The following is a 17,303-nucleotide window of genomic DNA, read 5'->3' as shown; positions in this document are numbered from 1 at the left end:
GTCATGGCAGCACTGAGCATTCGCAGCCTGTCGAAGCGCTACGCCAATCTTGAGGTGCTGAAGGGCGTCGATCTCGACATCGAGAGCGGCGAGTTCACCGTGCTGGTCGGGCCGTCGGGCTGCGGCAAGTCCACGCTGCTCAACATCGTCGCCGGGCTCGATCGCCCCAGCGCGGGGACGATCGAGATCGGCGGGCGCGTCGTCAACGACGTCCCGCCCAAGGACCGCGACATCGCCATGGTGTTCCAGTCCTATGCGCTCTATCCCTCGATGACGGTGCGCCAGAACATCACCTTCGGCATGGAATGTCGCCACGTGCCGAAAGTGGAGCAGGAGAAGGCACTCGCAAACGTCGCTCGCCTGCTCCAGATCGAGCCGCTGCTCGGCCGCAAGCCGTCGCAACTGTCCGGCGGCCAGCGCCAGCGCGTGGCGATGGGCCGGGCCCTGGTGCGCAATCCACTGCTTTTCCTGTTTGACGAGCCGCTCTCCAATCTCGATGCGAAGCTGCGCGTCGAGATGCGGATGGAGATCAAGCGCCTGCATCAGCGCATCGGCGCCACCATCGTCTACGTCACCCACGACCAGATCGAGGCCATGACGATGGCGACCCGGATCGCCGTCATGCACCGCGGCGTGGTGCAGCAATTCGCCGACCCTGATACGGTGTACCGCTATCCCGCCAATCTGTTCGTCGCCCGGTTCATGGGCTCGCCGCCGATGAACACGATGCCGGCACGGCTCGAGGCAGACAGCAGCGGGCCAGTGGTCGTGATCGGCGCCGGGCGCTCCGACGAGGTGCGTCTGCACCTGCAGGGCTACGATGCCGCGGCATCCTATGTCGACCGCGAGGTGGTGCTCGGAATCAGGCCGGAATGCATCGCCGAAGGGGACCGCGCGTTCTCCGGCGCGACCGGCGCGCCGGTCGTCGTCACCGCGCCGGTCGAGATGGTCGAACCCACCGGAGCCGAGACCATCGTCCTGCTGCGGCTTGGCGGCGAACCCGCTCAGGCCCGCATCTCGCCAGACGTCCGCCCCGCGCCGGGCACCTCTGCCCCCTTTGCACTCGACACCCGCCGCCTTTGCCTGTTCGACCCCGAGACGGAGCGACTGATCGCATGACAAAATCGAGCTATGCCGGCCTCGCCGACCGGGTGGTGTTGATCACCGGAGGCGCCAGCGGCATCGGTGCCGCCTTCGTGCGCGCCTTCGCTGGTCAAGGCGCCCGCGTCGCGTTCCTCGATATCGACGACGCGGCCGGCGGCGCGCTGGTCGCGGAGGTCGCGGCGGCGACCGGTACCGCGCCGCTGTTCGTGCCCTGCGATCTCCTCGACATCGACGCGTTGCGCGGCGCGATGGCGGAGGTGCATCGAAAACTCGGTGACGCCGCGGTGCTCGTCAACAACGCCGCCAACGACCAGCGCCAGCTGCTCGCGGAAGTGACGTCCGCCGCGTTCGACTGGATGATCGGCGTCAACCTGAAGCACGTCTTCTTTGCCGCCCAGGCCGTGGTGCCGCAGATGCAGGCGCGCGGAGGCGGCTCGATCATCAACATGTCGTCGATCGCCTGGATGCGCGGCGCGCCGGCGCTGCCGGTCTATGCCGCTGCGAAGGCGGCCGTCGTCGGCTTCACCAACTCGCTGGCGCGGTCGGTCGGTCCCGACCGCATCCGGGTCAACGCGATCGCGCCGGGCATGGTGATCACCGAACGCCAGCGCCGGCTGTGGTATCCGGACGAGCGGGTCATCACCGAGTTTCGCACCCGTCAGGCCATTCCCGACGCGGTGACGCCTGAGGATATCGCGCGGATGGCCCTGTTTCTCGCATCCGACGACAGCCAACGTATCACCAGCCAGTGTTTTCGAGTCGATGGCGGCTTGGCCTAATCTTGCAGGGACCGTCGCTTATCGCCGGCCCTTCCGCATCGTGGCGAGCACGACGTCGGCGGCAAGCACGCTCGGCGATTTGTTGCCGGTCGACATGATCTGATCGAGGCGGGCGAAAGCCTCGACCTGGCGCCTGCGCAGCGGCGTGTCGGTCAGCACCTCGATGAGTGCCGGCGCGAGCTTCTCCGGCGTGCAGTCCTCCTGCAAATACTCCGGAATGACATCGTCGCCGATCACGAGATTGGCGAGGATCACCGAGGAGACGCGGATTGCACGACGCAGGATGAAGGCCTCTATCGCGCCGACACGATAGGCCGTCACCATGGGAATGCCTGACAGCGCGAGTTCGAGCGTCACCGTGCCTGATTTCGCCAGCGCGGCATGCGCGATGCGAAAGGCGGCGCGCCTCTCGGCTTCGCCAATCACGATCTGCGGTTTGACCGGCCAGCTTGCGATGCCTTCGCGCACGGTGGCTTCGAGATGCGGCATGGTCGGTAGCATCAGCTCGAAGGCGCGCCCCTCCGCCTGCAACCGTCCGAGCGCCGCGCCAAACACCTCGAGATGATGCCGGATCTCGCTGCGGCGGCTGCCCGGCAGCACCAGCAGCACCGGCGGCTCAGTGTTGCGGCGCTTCTGCTCCTCGGCATTCGGCCGCAGCGAGGACAATTGCTCGATCAGGGGGTGGCCGACATAGCTGCAGGGCGGCCCGCCGAGCTTGCGGTATTCCTCCGGCTCGAACGGCAGCAGGCCAAGCACGTGATCGACGTAGCCGAGCATGGTACGCGCCCGGCCCGGCCGCCAGGCCCAGAGCTGCGGCGAGACGTAGTCGATCACCGGGATCGCGGGATTGCGCGCACGCACGCGGCGGGCGACGCGATGGGTAAAGTCGGGACTGTCGATGATCACGAGCGCGTCCGGCGCGGACTCGATCGCGGCATCGACGGTCTGGCGGATCAGCCGCAGGATTTTTGGTAATTGCTGCGCCACCGCGGCGAAGCCGACGATCGACAGCTCCTCGATCGGAAACAGCGTCTCCAGCCCCTCGCGCGCCATGGTGCGGCCGCCGACGCCGACGAACTGCACGCCGTCGCCGAGACGCTGGCGCAGCACCTTCATCAGCGCACTGCCCAGCCGGTCGCCGGATTCCTCCGTGGCAATCAGGAAGATCTTCCGCTCGGGATCGCGGGTCTGCATCATTTGGCAAGGCCGATGACGAAGAGATATTTGGCATCGGCAAGCCCAATCATCGCCTGCGGCTCGGCGGCAATGGTGTTGCCGGCGATGACGGCGATGCCCGCAAGGCCGGCCTTCGCGACACCTTCGATGGTGCGCGGGCCGATGGTCGGCAGGTCGAAGCGCAGATCCTGGCCGCTCTTCGGGGCCTTCACCAGCACGCCGCGACCAGTGGCGGCGCGGATGCGGCCCTCTTCACGCAGGCGCGCGACGCGCGCGAGCAGCGCGTCGGTGCCCTCGATGTCCTCGACCGCCACCACATGGCCGTCGATCACGACGGCAGCCTGACCGATGTCGAACGGGCCGAGCGCCATCAGCACCGCGCGCCCGCGCTCGATGTCGGCCTTGGCATTGTCGTTTGGCCAGGCCCGACTGATGCAGCCCTCGGGCATCAAGAGGTCGGGCGCGACATCCTTGATGCCGACCATGCGAAAGCCGTCCTGCTCGAGGATGCGGCCGACGCCGGAGAGAAGATGATCATCGCCGCCGCGAAAGGCACGGATGACGTTGCCGAGCAGGCGCAATGTCTTGAAGTCGAACCGGATCTCTGACAGCGAGGGCCGCACCAATGTGCCGATGAAGATCAGGTCGCGGCAGCCCTCCTCGCGGAACAGCCGCATGGCGCGGCCGAGCTGGCCGACCGAGATCCAGCGGTGGCGGAATTTTTCCACGCGCGCCGGATCGCAGGCCCCGCGCAGCGGAAACAGCACCGGCGTGATGCCGCGCGCAGCGAGCGACTCAGCCACCGCGAACGGCATCGCGCCGCCACCGGCGACCACGCCGACCGGCGATGAAATCTCCGAAGCCGCCGAGGTCATGTCCGCGGCCATCCCAGCGTCACTTCGAGATGGCGGGCAGACAGAGCGGGCGCTTGCCCTTGCCGATGAAGTCGAGGATTTCTGCGATGGCCGGATCTTCCCCCGCGAGCGGCCGCGCCGCCTCGAGCCGCTCGGCAAACGTGCCGGGGCCATGGAAGAGCTTCTGATAGAAGCCGCGCACCGTCGCGAGCCGCTGCTTGGTGAACTTGCGACGCTTCATGCCGATCAGGTTGAGGCTCTCCAGCACCGCATATTGGCCGTTGACGAGCCCATACGGGATGACGTCGTCGCGCACGCCACAGACGCCGCCGACCATGACATAGGGGCCGATGCGCGTGAACTGGTGCACCGCGGACAGGCCGCCGATATAGACGGCGTCGCCGATCTCGCAATGACCGCCGAGCGTCGCGGAGGTCGCGAAGATCACGTTGTCGCCGACCATGCAGTCGTGGCCGACATGGCTGTTGTTCATGAAGTAGCCGCCGTTGCCGACGCGCGTCAGCCCGCCGCCCTTGATGGTGCCGACGTTCATCGTCGTACCTTCCCGGATGGTGCAGCCCGAGCCGATCTCGAGCCGGGTCGGCTCGCCCTTGTAGCTGAGATCCTGGGGCGCGCCACCGAGCACCGCGAACGGAGAGATCACGCAGCCGTCGCCGATCGACGTATGGCCAATGATCGTGACCTGTCCGATCAGCTTGCAGTTTTGGCCGATCACGGCGTTCGAGCCGATGATGCAGAAGGGCCCGACCTCGGTGCCCTCGCCGATCACGGCGCCGTTCGCGACCCGCGCGGTGGGATCAATCTTACTCATCAAGAAGGTCTGATTGTGTGTTGAAGTAGCTTGGTTTTCCGGTGGTTAGCGCGACTATGCCCGATCTGTCCAGTGACGTATCATCTCGGCCTGTTTCAAGTGCCGGATGAAGCGGCCCTCACCGCCTTTCAACGTGTTCACGTGGAGCTTGAACTTAACATGGTCAGGGCTCTGGTACTCCTGCTCACACACCTCGCGGCTGCGCCCGTTGTCTCCGAGCGGGTGGAGATCGGCGAGCGCGACCGCATCGATCTCGGCACATTCGAGTGCCGCGACATCACTCGGAGCACGGTGCTCCAGCGGGTCTGCTACGATCGCGCGCGGCAGGACCTCGTCGTCGTGGCGGGCGGCGCCTATGACCGCTATTGCCGCGTCACGGCCGAGACGGTCGACCGCCTTCTGGGCGCACCGTCCATGGGCCAGTTCTTCAACCGGAATCTCAGGCGCGAGACCGCTGGCAGCCGCTACGACTGCCACGCGTGAATCCATTCGCGCTGGCTGGCTCTTCAGTCCGTCAGCATGGCGCCGACGTCGGCCTCCGCAACCACCTGGCCGTTGACCTTGGCGTCGCCGTGAAACCACCACATGGTCTTGCGGCGGCCGAGCGAGCGCATGTGATACTCGATGGTATCGCCGGGCAGCACGGGCTTGCGGAACTTGCACTTGTCGATCGTGAGGAAATACACCGCGCGCGGCTTCTCGGTGCCCTCGACCGACTTGATGCCGATCACGCCCGCCGTCTGCGCCATCGCCTCGATCATCATGACGCCGGGATAGACCGGGCGCTCGGGGAAATGCCCCTGGAAGGCCGGTTCGTTGAAGGTGACGTTCTTGATGCCGATGCCGCTGTAATCGGCGCGGATGTTGATCACGCGGTCGATCAGCAGCATCGGAAAGCGGTGCGGCAGCGTCTGGAGGATGGCGTTGATGTCCACCAGTTCGAACTTGATAGGCGATTCCTCCGTCATTCCCGTCCCTCGTCCTTCGGATCGGCCTTGCTGTCGCGTACCAGGCGCTCCACCGCGATGATCTCCTTGAACCATTGTTTGGTCGGCTTGGCGAAATGCCCGCCCCAGCGGCCGCCCGGCGGAATGTCGTCCTTGACCGCGCTCATCGCGGTCACCTGGGCACCATCGCCGATCTTGAGGTGATTGTTGATGCCCACCTTCGCTCCGAGCGCCACGTTGTCGCCGATGGTCAGGCTGCCCGCGAGGCCGATCTGGGCCGCCAGCAGGCAATGCCGGCCGATCGTGACATTGTGGCCAATCTGGACCTGATTGTCGATTTTGGTCCCCTCGCCGATGACCGTATCCCGCAAAGACCCGCGGTCGATCGTGGTGTTGGCGCCGACCTCGACGTCGTTCTGGATCAGCACGCGTCCGGTCTGCGGCACCTTCAGATGGCCCTCGGGACCGAAGAAGATGAAACCGTAGCCGTCCTGCCCGATCGAGCAGCCCGGATGGATCAAGACATTGTTGCCAATCAGAGCGCACTGGATCGCGGTGCGGGCGCCGACATTGCAGTCCCGGCCGATCTTGACGCCCGGGCCAATCACCGCGCCGACACCGACCACCGTGCCGCTGCCGATCTCGACATCCGCACCGATGACGGCCAGGGGATCGACGATCACGCCGTCCTCGAGCCGTGCCGTGGGGTCGATGATGGCGGACGGTGCAATGCCGTCGCTGCCGGTCCAGGATTGCGGCCGCAGCGCGTCGCCGTGCCATTCCCGGGCGATCGCGACGAAGGCGCGGAACGGCTGCTTCGCCCGCAGCACGGCCACGTGCGCGGGCACCTCGGCCTCGAAGCGCGGACTGACCAGGCATGCACCCGCCCTGGTTGCCTTGAGCTGATCGGCATATTTGAGGTTGTCGAAGAATGTCAGATGCATCGGGCCGGCCTCGTCCAGCGAAGCCAGGCCCGTGATGACTTGGCCGCCCCTCGTGGGGTCGACCAATTGCGCCTTGGTCAGCGTGGCAATGTCGGCCAGCGCCGTGGCAGGCGGCTTTGTGAAGAAGGTCGGCTGCGCCATTCCACCCCGTCGCGGTCCGGCTTCGGCATGAAGCGGTCAGGCCGCATCATGCCTTATCTGTTGGATTGGCACGATCCCTTTCGGAAACCGGCTCCACTGATCCGGATCGTGCCGTGCTGATCGAACTAGAACGAGGTGCCGCCGCCGAACCTGAACTCCTGCACACGGTCGTACTTGCCCTTGGTGAGCGGCACGGCGTAGTCGAAGCGCAGCGGTCCGAATGGTGACTGCCAGATCAAACCGACACCAACCGACGAACGGACGGTATTGCCGTTGTCATACACCAGGCCGGTACAGGTGCCAGGCGTGGCCGGGTTGATCGTCGACGGCGTACAGTTCGAATTCCTGGTCGTGGTTATTTCGTTGGTCGCCAACCACGTCGTCGGTCCCTGATAGTCAAAGAGACCGCCGGCGTCAGCGTAGACCGCGCCCTTCAGACCCACTTCCTTCGGCAGGAACCAGAACGGCATCTGCAATTCGAACGAAGCGCCCCAATATTTGGTGCCGCCAAGCGCGTCCTGCGTGCCATAGGGATTCAAATCGCGCGGGCCGATGCCGTTCGGGGCAAAGCCGCGGACGAGATTCGGGCCCATCTGGAACTGATCGAGCATGCGCAGTTCTTTGTTGCCGATCTGGTTCAGAACACCACCCTGAAGGTGGACGAGGCCGACGATGTCGGACACCAGCGGAGTGTAGTACTTCGCATCAATGACGGACTTCAGGTAGGAGACGTCGCCGCCGACGCCGGCAAAATCCTGACGGAAGTCGACGATCAGACCGTCGGTGGGGTTCTTGTTGTTGTCCAGCGTGTTGTAGTTCAGCGAGTAGCCGAGCGCCGAGGTCAGCGTCCTGCCGCCCGCAAGTTCCTTGCGCACCGGCAGCGAAGCTTCGCCGTCGATGTAGCAACCCAGGCCATTGGTTGAGGCGAGACTCAAACCATTGGCATTGGCAAAGGCTGGGCTCGGATTGAAGGCGGGGTTCGGGGTGCCGTCAGGCAGAAACTGCACGTTGTTACAGTTCGCCAGATAGGACGGCAGCGTGATTTCCTGCTGGTAGATCGAGTAGCGCAGCTGGAGCGACAGGTCTTCACGCAGGCTGAAGCCGAGGCGCGGCGAGAAGCCGAGCGTCTTGGTGCCGTAGGAGATGTAGCTGTTGGACAGTTGCTGGCGCTGGTAGAGGTCGAGGCCGAGCGCGACGCGATAGTCGAGCAGGTACGGCTCGACGAACGACAGCGAATAGCCGCGCGCGTACTGGCCGTAGGTCACCGACGCCTTGGCGAACAGGCCGCGGCCGAGCAGGTTGCGCTCGGAGACCGAAACTTCGGCCAGCGCGCCGTCGGTCGTTGAGTAACCGCCCGAGATCGAGAAGTCGCCGGTCGATTTCTCTTCCATGTCGACGATCAGGATGACGCGGTCGCTCGACGAGCCGGGCTCCGTCGTGATCTTGACGCTCTTGAAATAGTCGAGGTTCTTCAGGCGCCGCTCGGCGCGATCGACCAGCGCGCGGTTGTAGGCATCGCCTTCCGAGATGTCGAACTCGCGGCGGATGACGTAGTCACGCGTGCGGGTGTTGCCACGCAGGTTGATGCGCTCGATATAGGTGCGCGGACCCTCGTCGATGTTGAACACGACGGACACGGTGTGCGCCTCGAAATTACGGTCGCCGCCGGGACGGACTACGGCGAAGGCATAACCGCGGCGCGACGCCTCGATCTGCATCTCCTCGACCGACTTCTCGACCGATTCGACGTTGTAGAGCGAGCCGACACCGACGCGCGAATAGGCCCGCATCGAAGACGGATCGAAGTTCGGAATGCTGGAGCGGAAGTCGACCGCGCCGACGCGATATTGCGCGCCTTCCTCGATCTTGAAAGTGACGTTGAAGCCCTTCTTCTCCGGATCGTATTCGGTCAGCGCCGCCACGACCTGGACGTCGGCGAAACCGTTCTTGAGGTAGAAGCGGCGGATCAGGTCGCGGTCCGCCTCGACACGATCAGGGTCGTAGATGTCGCCGCTGGCAAGGAAGCTGAGAAGATTCGATTCGCGCGTCTTGATGACGTCGCGCAGGCGGTAGGACGAGAACGCGACGTTGCCGACGAACTCGATCGATTTCACGCCGGTCTTGGCGCCTTCCACGATCGTGAAGATGAGGTCGACGCGGTTGTTCGGCTGCTCGATGATTTCGGGCGTGACGCGCACGTCGTAGCGGCCGGAGCGGCGATAGATTTCGGCGATTCGCAGCGTGTCGGACTGCACCATGGCGCGGGAGAAGGTTCCGCGCGCCTTGGACTGGACCTCGGCGGTGAGCTGCTCGTCCTTGATCTTCTTGTTGCCCTCGAAGGCGATGCGCCCGATCACCGGGTTTTCCACCACGGAAACGACGATCTGGCCGCCGGGGCCGCGGTTGATCCTGACGTCCTGGAACAGGCCGGTCTCGATCAGCGCCTTGAGGCCGTCATCGATGGCGGCTTGATCCAGGCGCCCGCCCGGACCCGGCTTGAAATAGGAGCGGATCGTCTCCACCTCGACGCGGCGATTTCCTTCGACAGAAATCGACTGGACGGTCTGAGCAAGCGCAGACGAAGACACCAAGACGGCCCCGACGGGGGCAACCACCGGCGCGCCGAACATGATCAGGGTCGCGAGCAAGCCCCCCCGGAGTCGCAGTCCAAACTTCATGCGCAACGCGCCCTTATCATTCCGCACCAGACCCACCCCAACGCCGGTCTGGAGATTCCCCAAGTTTCAGGCCGCTTGTAGCCAATTTCGCCGACGCCGCAAACGGCCGAACGCGCCGCAATTTCAATTTCATTCCAAGACGTTGCTCAACAGCAACGCCACAAAAAAGCCCCGATCAGGAAGCTGCCATCCGCAGAATGTCGTTGTAGGTCGCAAACACCATCAACATCAGCACCAAACCCAGCCCGATTCGGAACCCCATCTCCTGAGTCCGCTCGGACAAGGGCCGGCCGCGAACGACCTCCGCCGCATAGAACATAAGGTGACCGCCATCGAGCAGCGGGATCGGGAACAGGTTCAAGAGCCCGATAGACACCGACAGCACCGCACAAAGGTTGATCACGAACTGGAACCCGGCACTGGCCGCCTGCCCCGACATCTTCGCGATCCCAAGAACGCCGCTGACCTCGTTCGGGTTACCGTGTCCGACAAACAGCGAGCCCAGGAATTTGAAGGTGCTGGTGATGATGAACCAGACCTGTTCCACGCCGATCTTGACCGCTTCGCCCACACCGACCGGAACGGTGGAAGTCTCGCCGGCCTGGGTCTTGTGCTCGACGCCGAGCACGCCGACACGGTGGCTGTTCCCGAACGGATCCTTGCGCTCGAGCAGCGCGGGGGTCGCAGTCAGAGCCACGATGGCGCCGTCACGCTTCACCTGGAATGCAAGCGCCGAACCGGCGTTCATCGCAACGATTCGCTGCATGTCGGCAAAGCTTTCGATCGGCTTGCCGTCGATCTGAACGACGATGTCCCCGATCTTGAAACCGGCCGCAGCCGCAGCGCCATCGGCGACGACGCCGTCGACGCGAGCGATCGTGCTCGGCTTGCCGTAGTAGAGCGCCATGCCGGCGAAGATCAGCGCGCCCAGGATGAAATTGGCGATCGGTCCGGCCGCGACGATGGCCGCGCGCGGGCCGACTTTCTTGTGGTGGAAGCTGCCGGCGCGCTCCTCGGCGGTCATCGCCGCAAGCGTCTCGGCCGATGGGGTCGAGGCCTCGCTCTCGTCGCCGAAGAACTTGACGTAGCCGCCGAGCGGGATCGCCGAGATCTTCCAGCGGGTGCCGTGGCGGTCGTTGAAACCGACCAGCTCGGGTCCGAAACCGAGCGAGAAGGTCAACACCCGAACGCCCGCCCAGCGCGCGACCAGGAAATGGCCGAGTTCGTGGAAGAACACGACGATGGTCAGGACGAACAGGAAGGGAACCGCGTAGCCGAGGAGCCCATGGCTCAATGCATTGAAACTATGGACAAAAAAGTCGATCATCGATTTCCCTCATCCAGCGCCGCAAGGCCCTGGCCCCAACCAATTAAGATGCCTTTAAGGCAATTTGAGGCAATAGGGCGGCGGCTCTATTTCGAGCAACATGGTCAACAGAGATTGCATCGTCGGCGGACGTCAGGGGCGCCAGGTTCCCGCCGCGGATCCAATCGTCGAGGGTCGCCTCGACCAGCCGCGCAATCGCGCCGAAGCGGATCTTGCCGGCGATGAAGGCGGCAACGGCGACCTCGTTGGCGGCATTGTAGACCGTGGTGGCCCCCTTCCCGGTCCGGAGCGAATCGTAGGCCAGTCGCAGTCCGGGGAACCGCTCGAAGTCCGGTGCCTCGAAGGTGAGCTGGCCGATCTTCGCGAGGTCCAGCTTGGCCGCCGGGCCCTTGATGCGATCGGGCCAGCCGAGGCAATGGGCGATGGGCGTGCGCATGTCGGGCGCGCCGAGCTGCGCCATGACTGAACGGTCGGAGAATTCGACCATGCCGTGGATGATCGACTGCGGATGCACGAGGACGTCGATCTCGTCGGGCGAGAGTGCGAACAGATAGGAAGCCTCGATCACCTCGAGCCCCTTGTTCATCATCGAGGCGGAATCGATCGTGATCTTCTGGCCCATGCTCCAGTTCGGGTGCTTAAGCGCCTGCTCGAGGGTCGCCTGCTCGATGTCAGCCGGCTTCCAGGTCCGGAACGGGCCGCCCGATGCGGTGATGATGACGCAAACCAGCTCGTCGCGATTGCCCGATGCCAGTGCCTGAAACAAAGCGTTATGCTCGGAATCGGCCGGCAGGATGCAGGCGCCCGCCTTCGCCGCGCGCTGCATGAAGAAATCGCCGGCGCAGACGAGGCATTCCTTGTTGGCGAGAGCGACATGCGCGCCGCGATCGACGGCGGCGAGAGCCGGCTTCAGCCCGGCGGCGCCACTGACGGCCGCCATCACCCAGTCCGCGGGACGCGCGCCGGCCTCGATCACCGCGCTTTCGCCGGCGCCGCATTCGGTGCTCGTTCCCGCCAGTAGAGCCTTGAGCTCGCCGAGCTTGGAGCTGTCCGCGATCGCCACGAAGCGCGCGTTGAATTCCTTCGCGAGCTTGGCCAGCGCTTCGACATTGCCGTTCGCCGTCAAGGCCTCGACGCGGTAGCGCTCGGGAGAGGCGCGCAGCAGATCCATCGTGCTGTCGCCGATCGAGCCGGTGGCACCGAGGACTGTGACGCTGCGAATGTCGGACGCAGCAAGCCTGTTATTACGCAAGGGGACGGCGCTCATATCCTCACCAAACCATAAGACCGCTTCCGGCGCTATGCACACCGTGACGGAGAAAGCCGATAAACCAGGCCGCCAGGATGGCGGCAACAAAGCCGTCCAGACGGTCCATAAGCCCGCCATGGCCAGGAATTAAGTGACTGGAATCCTTGACGCCGAACCGCCGCTTCACCGCGGATTCGAAGAGATCGCCGAGCTGCGATACCACCGAGAGCACGGCGCTGACGAGCAGCAGCGGGATCGCCTTGCCGACCCCGCAGGCTGCAAAGCCGGCGGCAACTGCAAGACTCGCGGCAAAGCCGCCGACGGCTCCGGCCCAGGTCTTCTTCGGGCTCACCCGCGGCCACAGCTTCGGCCCGCCCATGCCGCGGCCAGCGAAATAGCCGCCGATATCGGTCGCCCACACCACCAGCAGCACGAACATCAGCGCTGAGAAGCCGTTGACGAGATCCTTCCGGACCAGGATCGAGGCCAGCAGCGCCGCCGATGCATAGGCAAAGCCGGTGGCTGCCCATAGGAACTTTCCCCGCGCGATCAGCGTCACGATCGCACCGCCGACGAGGCCAGTGACGACGGAGGTCTTGAGCGCGCCGGCGGCAACGCACAAGCCCATCGTGGCAATGACGATGGTCCCTGCCCCCGTCAGTGCGGCGGAGCCGGCACCGACCACGATCAACCATTCCGCGAACAGCCCGACCGAGACCAGCGTGACGAGAAGCGTCCACAGCCAGCCGCCGGCATAAGCGATGGCAATGGTCAGCGGCGCTAGCACCAGCGCTGCGAGGACCCGCATCACCAGATTGCTCGGGGCAGGCTTTGCGCCCGCCGGTGCGGTGTCGGATTCGCTCACGAGGCGGTTTTCGCGACCAAACCGCCGAAACGGCGCTCGCGCCTGGCGAATTCGGCGATCGCGCTTTCCAGCGCCGCCTTGTCGAAATCGGGCCAGTGGATCGGCACGAAGACGAGCTCGCTATAGGCGGCCTGCCACATCAGGAAATTCGACAGGCGCTGCTCGCCGCTGGTGCGGATGATGAGATCGGGATCGGGGATCTCGGGCGCATCGAGATGCGCCCCAAGCGTCTCGGCGTCGATCGTGGCAGGGTCGCGCTTGCCTTCGGCGACTTCGCGCGCCAGCTTCTGCGCCGCCTTCGCGATCTCCTGCCGCGAGCCGTAGTTGAAGGCGACGACGAGCGTGAGGCGCGTGTTGTCGCGCGTCAGCTCCTCGGCCTCGTTGAGCAGCGCACAGATGTCGCTTTCAAGCCCGTCCCGCTCGCCGATGATGCGAACCTTGACGCCGTCGCGATGCAGGCTCGCCAGATCGTTGCGGATGAAGCGGCGGAGCAGACCGAAGAGATCACCGATCTCGCTCGCCGGACGCGACCAGTTCTCCGATGAGAACGAGAAGATGGTGAGATAGCGGATGCCGAGCTCGTGCGAAGCGCGCACCACGCGGCGCAGGGCCTCGACACCGCGGCGATGCCCTTCTGCTCGCGGCAGGCCACGCGCGGCCGCCCAACGCCCGTTGCCATCCATGATGATGGCGACATGCGCGGGCGCCCCGGACCGGTCGGGTCCTTCCGTAGCGGGCGCGGCGGCGTTGGACATGGAGGCAGCCTTAAACGGTCAGGATTTCTTTTTCCTTGGCGGCCAGCAGCTGGTCGATCTCCGCGATGGTGCCGTCGGTCGCCTTCTGCACCTCGTCGGCGTGACGCTTCTGGTCGTCCTCCGACATCTCGTGATTCTTCTCGAGCTTCTTGAGCACGTCGAGACCGTCGCGGCGGACGTGGCGCGCGGCGACCTTGGCGGCTTCGGCGTATTTGTGCGCGACCTTCACCAGCTCCTTGCGACGTTCCTCGTTGAGCTCCGGAATGCGCAGGCGCAGCACCTGGCCTTCGGTCGCGGGGGACAGGCCGAGATTGGAGTCGACGATCGCCTTCTCCACCGCCTTGACCATCGACTTGTCCCAGACCTGCACCGAGATCAGGCGCGGCTCGGGCACGCTGACGGTGGCGAGCTGATTGAGCGGCATGTGACTGCCATAAGCGTCGACCTGCACCGGATCGAGCATCGAGGCCGAGGCGCGGCCGGTGCGCAGGCCGCCAAGCTCGTGCTTGAGCGAGGCGACGGCGCCCTGCATGCGGCGCTTCACTTCGTTGAGGTCGAAATTACCCGTGGCCATCAGTTTGCTCCTTCAAAATCCCGGCGACCTCACCTCGCCCCTTCCCTCGAGGGCGCGGCAGATGGGCCGTCAGCCGGCGACGATGGTTCCGTGACCGACGCCACGCAGAATCGCACCGATCGAGCCCGGCTCAGCGATCGAGAACACGATGATAGGCAGCGATGTCTCGCGGGCAAGCGCGAAGGCGGTCGCATCCATCACCTTGTAGCCGCCCTCGATCGCCTGCGCATGCGTCAGCCGGTCGAACCGCGTGGCGCTCGGATCCTTCTTCGGGTCGGCCGAGTAGACGCCGTCGACATTGGTCGCCTTCAGGACCGCCTCCGCGCCGATCTCGGCGGCACGCAGTACCGCCGTGGTGTCGGTCGTGAAGAACGGATTGCCGGTTCCGCCGCCGAGCAGCACGATTCGGCCTTCGGCGAGGTATTTGTGCGCCGCAGTACGGGTGAACAGCTCGGAAATCTCGGGCATGACGAAGGCCGACAGCGTGCGCGCCGGCGTGCCCTTCCGCTCGATCGCCCCTTCCAGCGCGAGGCAGTTCATCATGGTGGCGAGCATGCCCATGGTGTCGCCGGTGGTGCGCGAGACCCCCCTTGAGGAGACCTCGACGCCGCGGACCATGTTGCCGCCGCCGATCACGACCGCAACCTCGGTGCCGAGCTTGCGGGCGGCGATCAGATCGTCCGCAACCCGGTCGACGGTCGGCTGATCGATGCCAAACCCCTGCTGTCCCGCGAGATACTCGCCGGACAGCTTGATCACGACGCGACGATAGACCGGATCAGTCATGAGCACTTTCCTTGTCCGGGCGCCGCTTCCGGCGGCACGCCGGAAGGAACGTTCCGGCGCTTACTTCTTGCCGCTGGCCGCAGCGACCTCGGCTGCGAAGTCGCTTTCCTGCTTCTCGATTCCCTCACCGAGAGCATAGCGCACAAAACCGGCGATCTTCACTGCGCCGCCGACCCTGCCCTCGGCTTCCTTCACCGCCTGCGCCACCGACTTGCCGGTGTCGTGGATGAAGGCCTGCTCGAGCAGGCAGACTTCCTTGTAGTAGGTCTTCAGGCCGGACTCGACGATCTTCTCGATCACGTTCTCGGGCTTGCCCTGCTGGCGATATTTGTCGGCGAGCACGTCCTTCTCGCGCTTGACGACCGCCGGATCGAGGCCGGACGGATCGAGCGCCAGCGGGTTGGCGGCGGCGACATGCATCGCGATCTGGCGGCCGAGGGCGGCGAGCTCGTCGGCCTTGCCCGGCGATTCCAGCGCCACGATCACGCCCATCTTGCCGGCGCCGTCGATCACGGCACCGTGGACGTAGTGCGACACCACGCCCTGCTTCACTTCGAGGGCGGCGGCGCGGCGCAGCGTCATGTTCTCGCCGATGGTGGCGATCGCGTCATTGATGGCGGCTTCGATCGTGACGTCGCCGACCTTGGCGGCCTTGATCTTCTCGACGTCGGCGCCGACGTCGAACGCGACCTGCGCGATCATCTTGACGAGGCCCTGGAACTGGCCGTTGCGCGCGACGAAGTCGGTCTCGGAGTTGACCTCGACCACGACGCCCTTGGTCCCCTTGGTGAGCGCGCCGATCAGGCCCTCGGCCGCGACGCGGCCTGACTTCTTCGCAGCCTTCGACAGGCCCTTCTTGCGCAGCCAGTCCTGCGCCGCTTCCATGTCGCCATTGGTCTCGGTGAGCGCGGCCTTGCAGTCCATCATGCCCGCGCCCGTCGATTCGCGCAGGTCCTTGACCATCGCAGCTGTGATCGTTGCCATCGTTGAAAATCCTTTGTGCCTGCCGGTTTGCCGCGGCGTGGCATCAAATCGCCCCGCCGCGGTCCATCTCAGGAATTCGCGTCAACTGAAATGGTGGCCGGATCCCGTCCGGCCAACCCATCGCTCTTTTTGACTATTCCGCTTCCGCGGTCAGCGCCTTGGCCTTGGCCACCCAGGCATCCGCGCGGCTGGGCAGACCGACTTCTTCGCCGATCGTGTGCGCGGTGTCGTGGTCGAGCTCGGCGAGCTGCCAGTAGTGGAAGATACCGAGATCGTTGAACTTCTTCTCGATCGCACCCGACACGCCCGGGAGCTTCTTGAGGTCGTCGGCGGTGCCGCGGGGGCCTGCAAGGCCCTGGAAACCGCTCGACGAGGGCGCCGGCAGCTCTTCGGCGACCGGCTGGGCCGAGGCGCCGATGTCGATGCCCGAATCGCCCTGGGCGCGCGAGATGCCATCGATCGCCGCACGCGCGATGAGATCGCAGTACAGCGAAATGGCGCGGCCGGCGTCGTCATTGCCGGGGACCACATAGGTGATGCCCTTCGGGTCCGAATTGGTGTCGACGATCGCGGCGACCGGGATGTTGAGGCGCTGGGCCTCTTGGATCGCGATGTCTTCCTTGTTGGTGTCGATCACGAAGATCAGGTCGGGCAGACCGCCCATGTCCTTGATGCCGCCGAGCGAGCGGTCGAGCTTGTCGCGCTCGCGCTGAAGCGTCAGGCGCTCCTTCTTCGTGTAGGAATTGGCTTCGCCGCCCGAGAGCACGTCGTCGAGGTGACGCAGGCGCTTGATCGAGGCCGAGATCGTCTTCCAGTTGGTCAGCGTACCGCCGAGCCAGCGCGAATTGACGAAATACTGCGCGCAGCGCTTGGCAGCATCGGCAACGCCGTCCTGCGCCTGGCGCTTGGTGCCGACGAACAGGATGCGGCCGCCCTTGGCCACCGTATCGCTGACGGCCTGAAGGGCCTGGTGCAGCATCGGCACGGTCTGGGCGAGGTCGACGATGTGGATGTTGTTACGGGTACCGAAAATGAACGGAGCCATTTTCGGATTCCAGCGGTGAGACTGGTGACCAAAGTGCACGCCAGCTTCGAGCAGCTGACGCATAGTGAAATCGGGCAGTGCCATCGTTCTAGTTCTCCGGTTGGTTCCTCCGGAAACGTGTGAGCAAAACGGAGCGTTCACGCCCCGGTTGCCACCGGACGGCCTTGTGAGCCATGTTTCCGTGTGAGATGGCGCGCTCTATAGCGCAATTTCGGCCAGAAGCAAGGAAATAAGGGTCTTTCGGGGGCGGTTTTCGCCCGCGA

General features: G+C 65.0%; 17 protein-coding genes. 3 read left to right on the top strand and 14 right to left on the bottom strand.

All coding sequences use genetic code 11. The features are described from left to right. Nucleotides 1–3: 3 nt before the first annotated feature. Nucleotides 4–1,119 (top strand): ABC transporter ATP-binding protein, encoded by a 1,116-nt coding sequence (locus tag ACRQ5Q_RS20345; RefSeq protein ID WP_439368363.1) that lies wholly within the window; start codon nucleotides 4–6, stop codon nucleotides 1,117–1,119. Beyond that, entirely contained in the window at nucleotides 1,116–1,883 is a 768-nt protein-coding gene (locus ACRQ5Q_RS20340; protein WP_439368365.1) for an SDR family NAD(P)-dependent oxidoreductase, read from the top strand. The genes ACRQ5Q_RS20345 and ACRQ5Q_RS20340 overlap by 4 nt, the downstream gene beginning before the upstream one ends. A gap of 18 nt (nucleotides 1,884–1,901) precedes the next feature. On the opposite strand, the gene lpxB is transcribed toward ACRQ5Q_RS20340, so the two are convergent. The 3 genes from lpxB to lpxA are packed head-to-tail and all read right to left on the bottom strand — an operon-like array spanning nucleotide 1,902 to nucleotide 4,745. Beyond that, the gene (lpxB, locus tag ACRQ5Q_RS20335) at nucleotides 1,902–3,080 is read right to left on the bottom strand and encodes a lipid-A-disaccharide synthase (RefSeq protein WP_439399655.1); all 1,179 of its coding nucleotides are present in this window, start codon (nucleotides 3,078–3,080) and stop codon (nucleotides 1,902–1,904) included. After that, nucleotides 3,077–3,934 carry an LpxI family protein gene (locus ACRQ5Q_RS20330; protein ID WP_439368368.1) on the bottom strand — a complete coding sequence of 286 codons (858 nt, stop codon included), beginning with the start codon at nucleotides 3,932–3,934 and terminating at the stop codon, nucleotides 3,077–3,079. Before ACRQ5Q_RS20330 ends, lpxB begins: the two co-directional genes overlap by 4 nt. A 19-nt stretch (nucleotides 3,935–3,953) precedes the next feature. Continuing rightward, a complete protein-coding gene (gene lpxA / locus ACRQ5Q_RS20325) occupies nucleotides 3,954–4,745 on the bottom strand; it encodes an acyl-ACP--UDP-N-acetylglucosamine O-acyltransferase (protein WP_439368369.1) in 792 nt (263 codons plus the stop codon). 159 nt (nucleotides 4,746–4,904) lie between these two features. Here lpxA and ACRQ5Q_RS20320 point away from each other — a divergent pair, with 159 nt between their 5' ends. After that, nucleotides 4,905–5,228: a KTSC domain-containing protein gene (locus ACRQ5Q_RS20320; protein WP_439399653.1), complete on the top strand. Its 324-nt coding sequence runs from the start codon at nucleotides 4,905–4,907 to the stop codon at nucleotides 5,226–5,228. Nucleotides 5,229–5,251: 23 nt separating this feature from the next. Here the strand turns inward: ACRQ5Q_RS20320 and fabZ are convergent, their stop codons facing one another. From fabZ to ACRQ5Q_RS20265, 11 genes are all read right to left on the bottom strand, one after another. Then, a complete protein-coding gene (fabZ, locus tag ACRQ5Q_RS20315) occupies nucleotides 5,252–5,713 on the bottom strand; it encodes a 3-hydroxyacyl-ACP dehydratase FabZ (RefSeq protein WP_183238958.1) in 462 nt (153 codons plus the stop codon). Beyond that, nucleotides 5,710–6,777, bottom strand: coding sequence for a UDP-3-O-(3-hydroxymyristoyl)glucosamine N-acyltransferase (gene lpxD, locus ACRQ5Q_RS20310; protein ID WP_439399651.1), 1,068 nt, complete (start codon nucleotides 6,775–6,777; stop codon nucleotides 5,710–5,712). The genes fabZ and lpxD overlap by 4 nt, the downstream gene beginning before the upstream one ends. A 125-nt stretch (nucleotides 6,778–6,902) precedes the next feature. Further along, nucleotides 6,903–9,455: an outer membrane protein assembly factor BamA gene (gene bamA / locus ACRQ5Q_RS20305; protein WP_439399650.1), complete on the bottom strand. Its 2,553-nt coding sequence runs from the start codon at nucleotides 9,453–9,455 to the stop codon at nucleotides 6,903–6,905. Between the two features lie 175 nt (nucleotides 9,456–9,630). Beyond that, nucleotides 9,631–10,782 (bottom strand): RIP metalloprotease RseP, encoded by a 1,152-nt coding sequence (rseP, locus tag ACRQ5Q_RS20300; protein ID WP_439368374.1) that lies wholly within the window; start codon nucleotides 10,780–10,782, stop codon nucleotides 9,631–9,633. A gap of 43 nt (nucleotides 10,783–10,825) precedes the next feature. Beyond that, nucleotides 10,826–12,049, bottom strand: a complete 1,224-nt coding sequence (gene dxr / locus ACRQ5Q_RS20295; RefSeq protein ID WP_439368375.1) for a 1-deoxy-D-xylulose-5-phosphate reductoisomerase — start codon at nucleotides 12,047–12,049, stop codon at nucleotides 10,826–10,828. A gap of 4 nt (nucleotides 12,050–12,053) precedes the next feature. Continuing rightward, the gene (locus ACRQ5Q_RS20290; RefSeq protein WP_439399648.1) at nucleotides 12,054–12,896 is read right to left on the bottom strand and encodes a phosphatidate cytidylyltransferase; all 843 of its coding nucleotides are present in this window, start codon (nucleotides 12,894–12,896) and stop codon (nucleotides 12,054–12,056) included. Beyond that, the gene (locus ACRQ5Q_RS20285; RefSeq protein ID WP_439368377.1) at nucleotides 12,893–13,651 is read right to left on the bottom strand and encodes an isoprenyl transferase; all 759 of its coding nucleotides are present in this window, start codon (nucleotides 13,649–13,651) and stop codon (nucleotides 12,893–12,895) included. Before ACRQ5Q_RS20285 ends, ACRQ5Q_RS20290 begins: the two co-directional genes overlap by 4 nt. Before the next feature lie 10 nt (nucleotides 13,652–13,661). Next, nucleotides 13,662–14,225 carry a ribosome recycling factor gene (gene frr, locus ACRQ5Q_RS20280; RefSeq protein WP_057756077.1) on the bottom strand — a complete coding sequence of 188 codons (564 nt, stop codon included), beginning with the start codon at nucleotides 14,223–14,225 and terminating at the stop codon, nucleotides 13,662–13,664. A gap of 69 nt (nucleotides 14,226–14,294) precedes the next feature. Then, a complete protein-coding gene (gene pyrH / locus ACRQ5Q_RS20275) occupies nucleotides 14,295–15,011 on the bottom strand; it encodes a UMP kinase (RefSeq protein WP_439368378.1) in 717 nt (238 codons plus the stop codon). A 60-nt stretch (nucleotides 15,012–15,071) separates the two neighbouring features. After that, on the bottom strand, nucleotides 15,072–15,995 hold the full coding sequence (gene tsf, locus ACRQ5Q_RS20270) for a translation elongation factor Ts (protein WP_439399647.1): 924 nt from the start codon (nucleotides 15,993–15,995) through the stop codon (nucleotides 15,072–15,074). 133 nt (nucleotides 15,996–16,128) lie between these two features. Further along, nucleotides 16,129–17,124 (bottom strand): 30S ribosomal protein S2, encoded by a 996-nt coding sequence (locus tag ACRQ5Q_RS20265; RefSeq protein WP_439368380.1) that lies wholly within the window; start codon nucleotides 17,122–17,124, stop codon nucleotides 16,129–16,131. Nucleotides 17,125–17,303: the final 179 nt, after the last annotated feature.

Source organism: Bradyrhizobium sp. PMVTL-01 (assembly GCF_051861855.1).
Classification (GTDB): Bacteria; Pseudomonadota; Alphaproteobacteria; order Rhizobiales; family Xanthobacteraceae; genus Bradyrhizobium.
Note: the sequence above shows the minus strand (reverse complement) of the source record. Positions and strands in the feature narration are given on the sequence as shown.

Excerpts from the sequence above, each read along its gene's own strand:
- ACRQ5Q_RS20345 (WP_439368363.1), top strand. The coding sequence starts at position 4 with ATGGCAGCACTGAGCATTCGCAGCCTGTCGAAGCGCTACGCCAATCTT.
- ACRQ5Q_RS20340 (WP_439368365.1), top strand. The coding sequence starts at position 1,116 with ATGACAAAATCGAGCTATGCCGGCCTCGCCGACCGGGTGGTGTTGATC.
- lpxB (WP_439399655.1), bottom strand. The coding sequence starts at position 3,080 with ATGATGCAGACCCGCGATCCCGAGCGGAAGATCTTCCTGATTGCCACG.
- ACRQ5Q_RS20330 (WP_439368368.1), bottom strand. The coding sequence starts at position 3,934 with ATGACCTCGGCGGCTTCGGAGATTTCATCGCCGGTCGGCGTGGTCGCC.
- lpxA (WP_439368369.1), bottom strand. The coding sequence starts at position 4,745 with ATGAGTAAGATTGATCCCACCGCGCGGGTCGCGAACGGCGCCGTGATC.
- ACRQ5Q_RS20320 (WP_439399653.1), top strand. The coding sequence starts at position 4,905 with ATGGTCAGGGCTCTGGTACTCCTGCTCACACACCTCGCGGCTGCGCCC.
- fabZ (WP_183238958.1), bottom strand. The coding sequence starts at position 5,713 with ATGACGGAGGAATCGCCTATCAAGTTCGAACTGGTGGACATCAACGCC.
- lpxD (WP_439399651.1), bottom strand. The coding sequence starts at position 6,777 with ATGGCGCAGCCGACCTTCTTCACAAAGCCGCCTGCCACGGCGCTGGCC.
- bamA (WP_439399650.1), bottom strand. The coding sequence starts at position 9,455 with ATGAAGTTTGGACTGCGACTCCGGGGGGGCTTGCTCGCGACCCTGATC.
- rseP (WP_439368374.1), bottom strand. The coding sequence starts at position 10,782 with ATGATCGACTTTTTTGTCCATAGTTTCAATGCATTGAGCCATGGGCTC.
- dxr (WP_439368375.1), bottom strand. The coding sequence starts at position 12,049 with ATGAGCGCCGTCCCCTTGCGTAATAACAGGCTTGCTGCGTCCGACATT.
- ACRQ5Q_RS20285 (WP_439368377.1), bottom strand. The coding sequence starts at position 13,651 with ATGTCCAACGCCGCCGCGCCCGCTACGGAAGGACCCGACCGGTCCGGG.
- frr (WP_057756077.1), bottom strand. The coding sequence starts at position 14,225 with ATGGCCACGGGTAATTTCGACCTCAACGAAGTGAAGCGCCGCATGCAG.
- pyrH (WP_439368378.1), bottom strand. The coding sequence starts at position 15,011 with ATGACTGATCCGGTCTATCGTCGCGTCGTGATCAAGCTGTCCGGCGAG.
- tsf (WP_439399647.1), bottom strand. The coding sequence starts at position 15,995 with ATGGCAACGATCACAGCTGCGATGGTCAAGGACCTGCGCGAATCGACG.
- ACRQ5Q_RS20265 (WP_439368380.1), bottom strand. The coding sequence starts at position 17,124 with ATGGCACTGCCCGATTTCACTATGCGTCAGCTGCTCGAAGCTGGCGTG.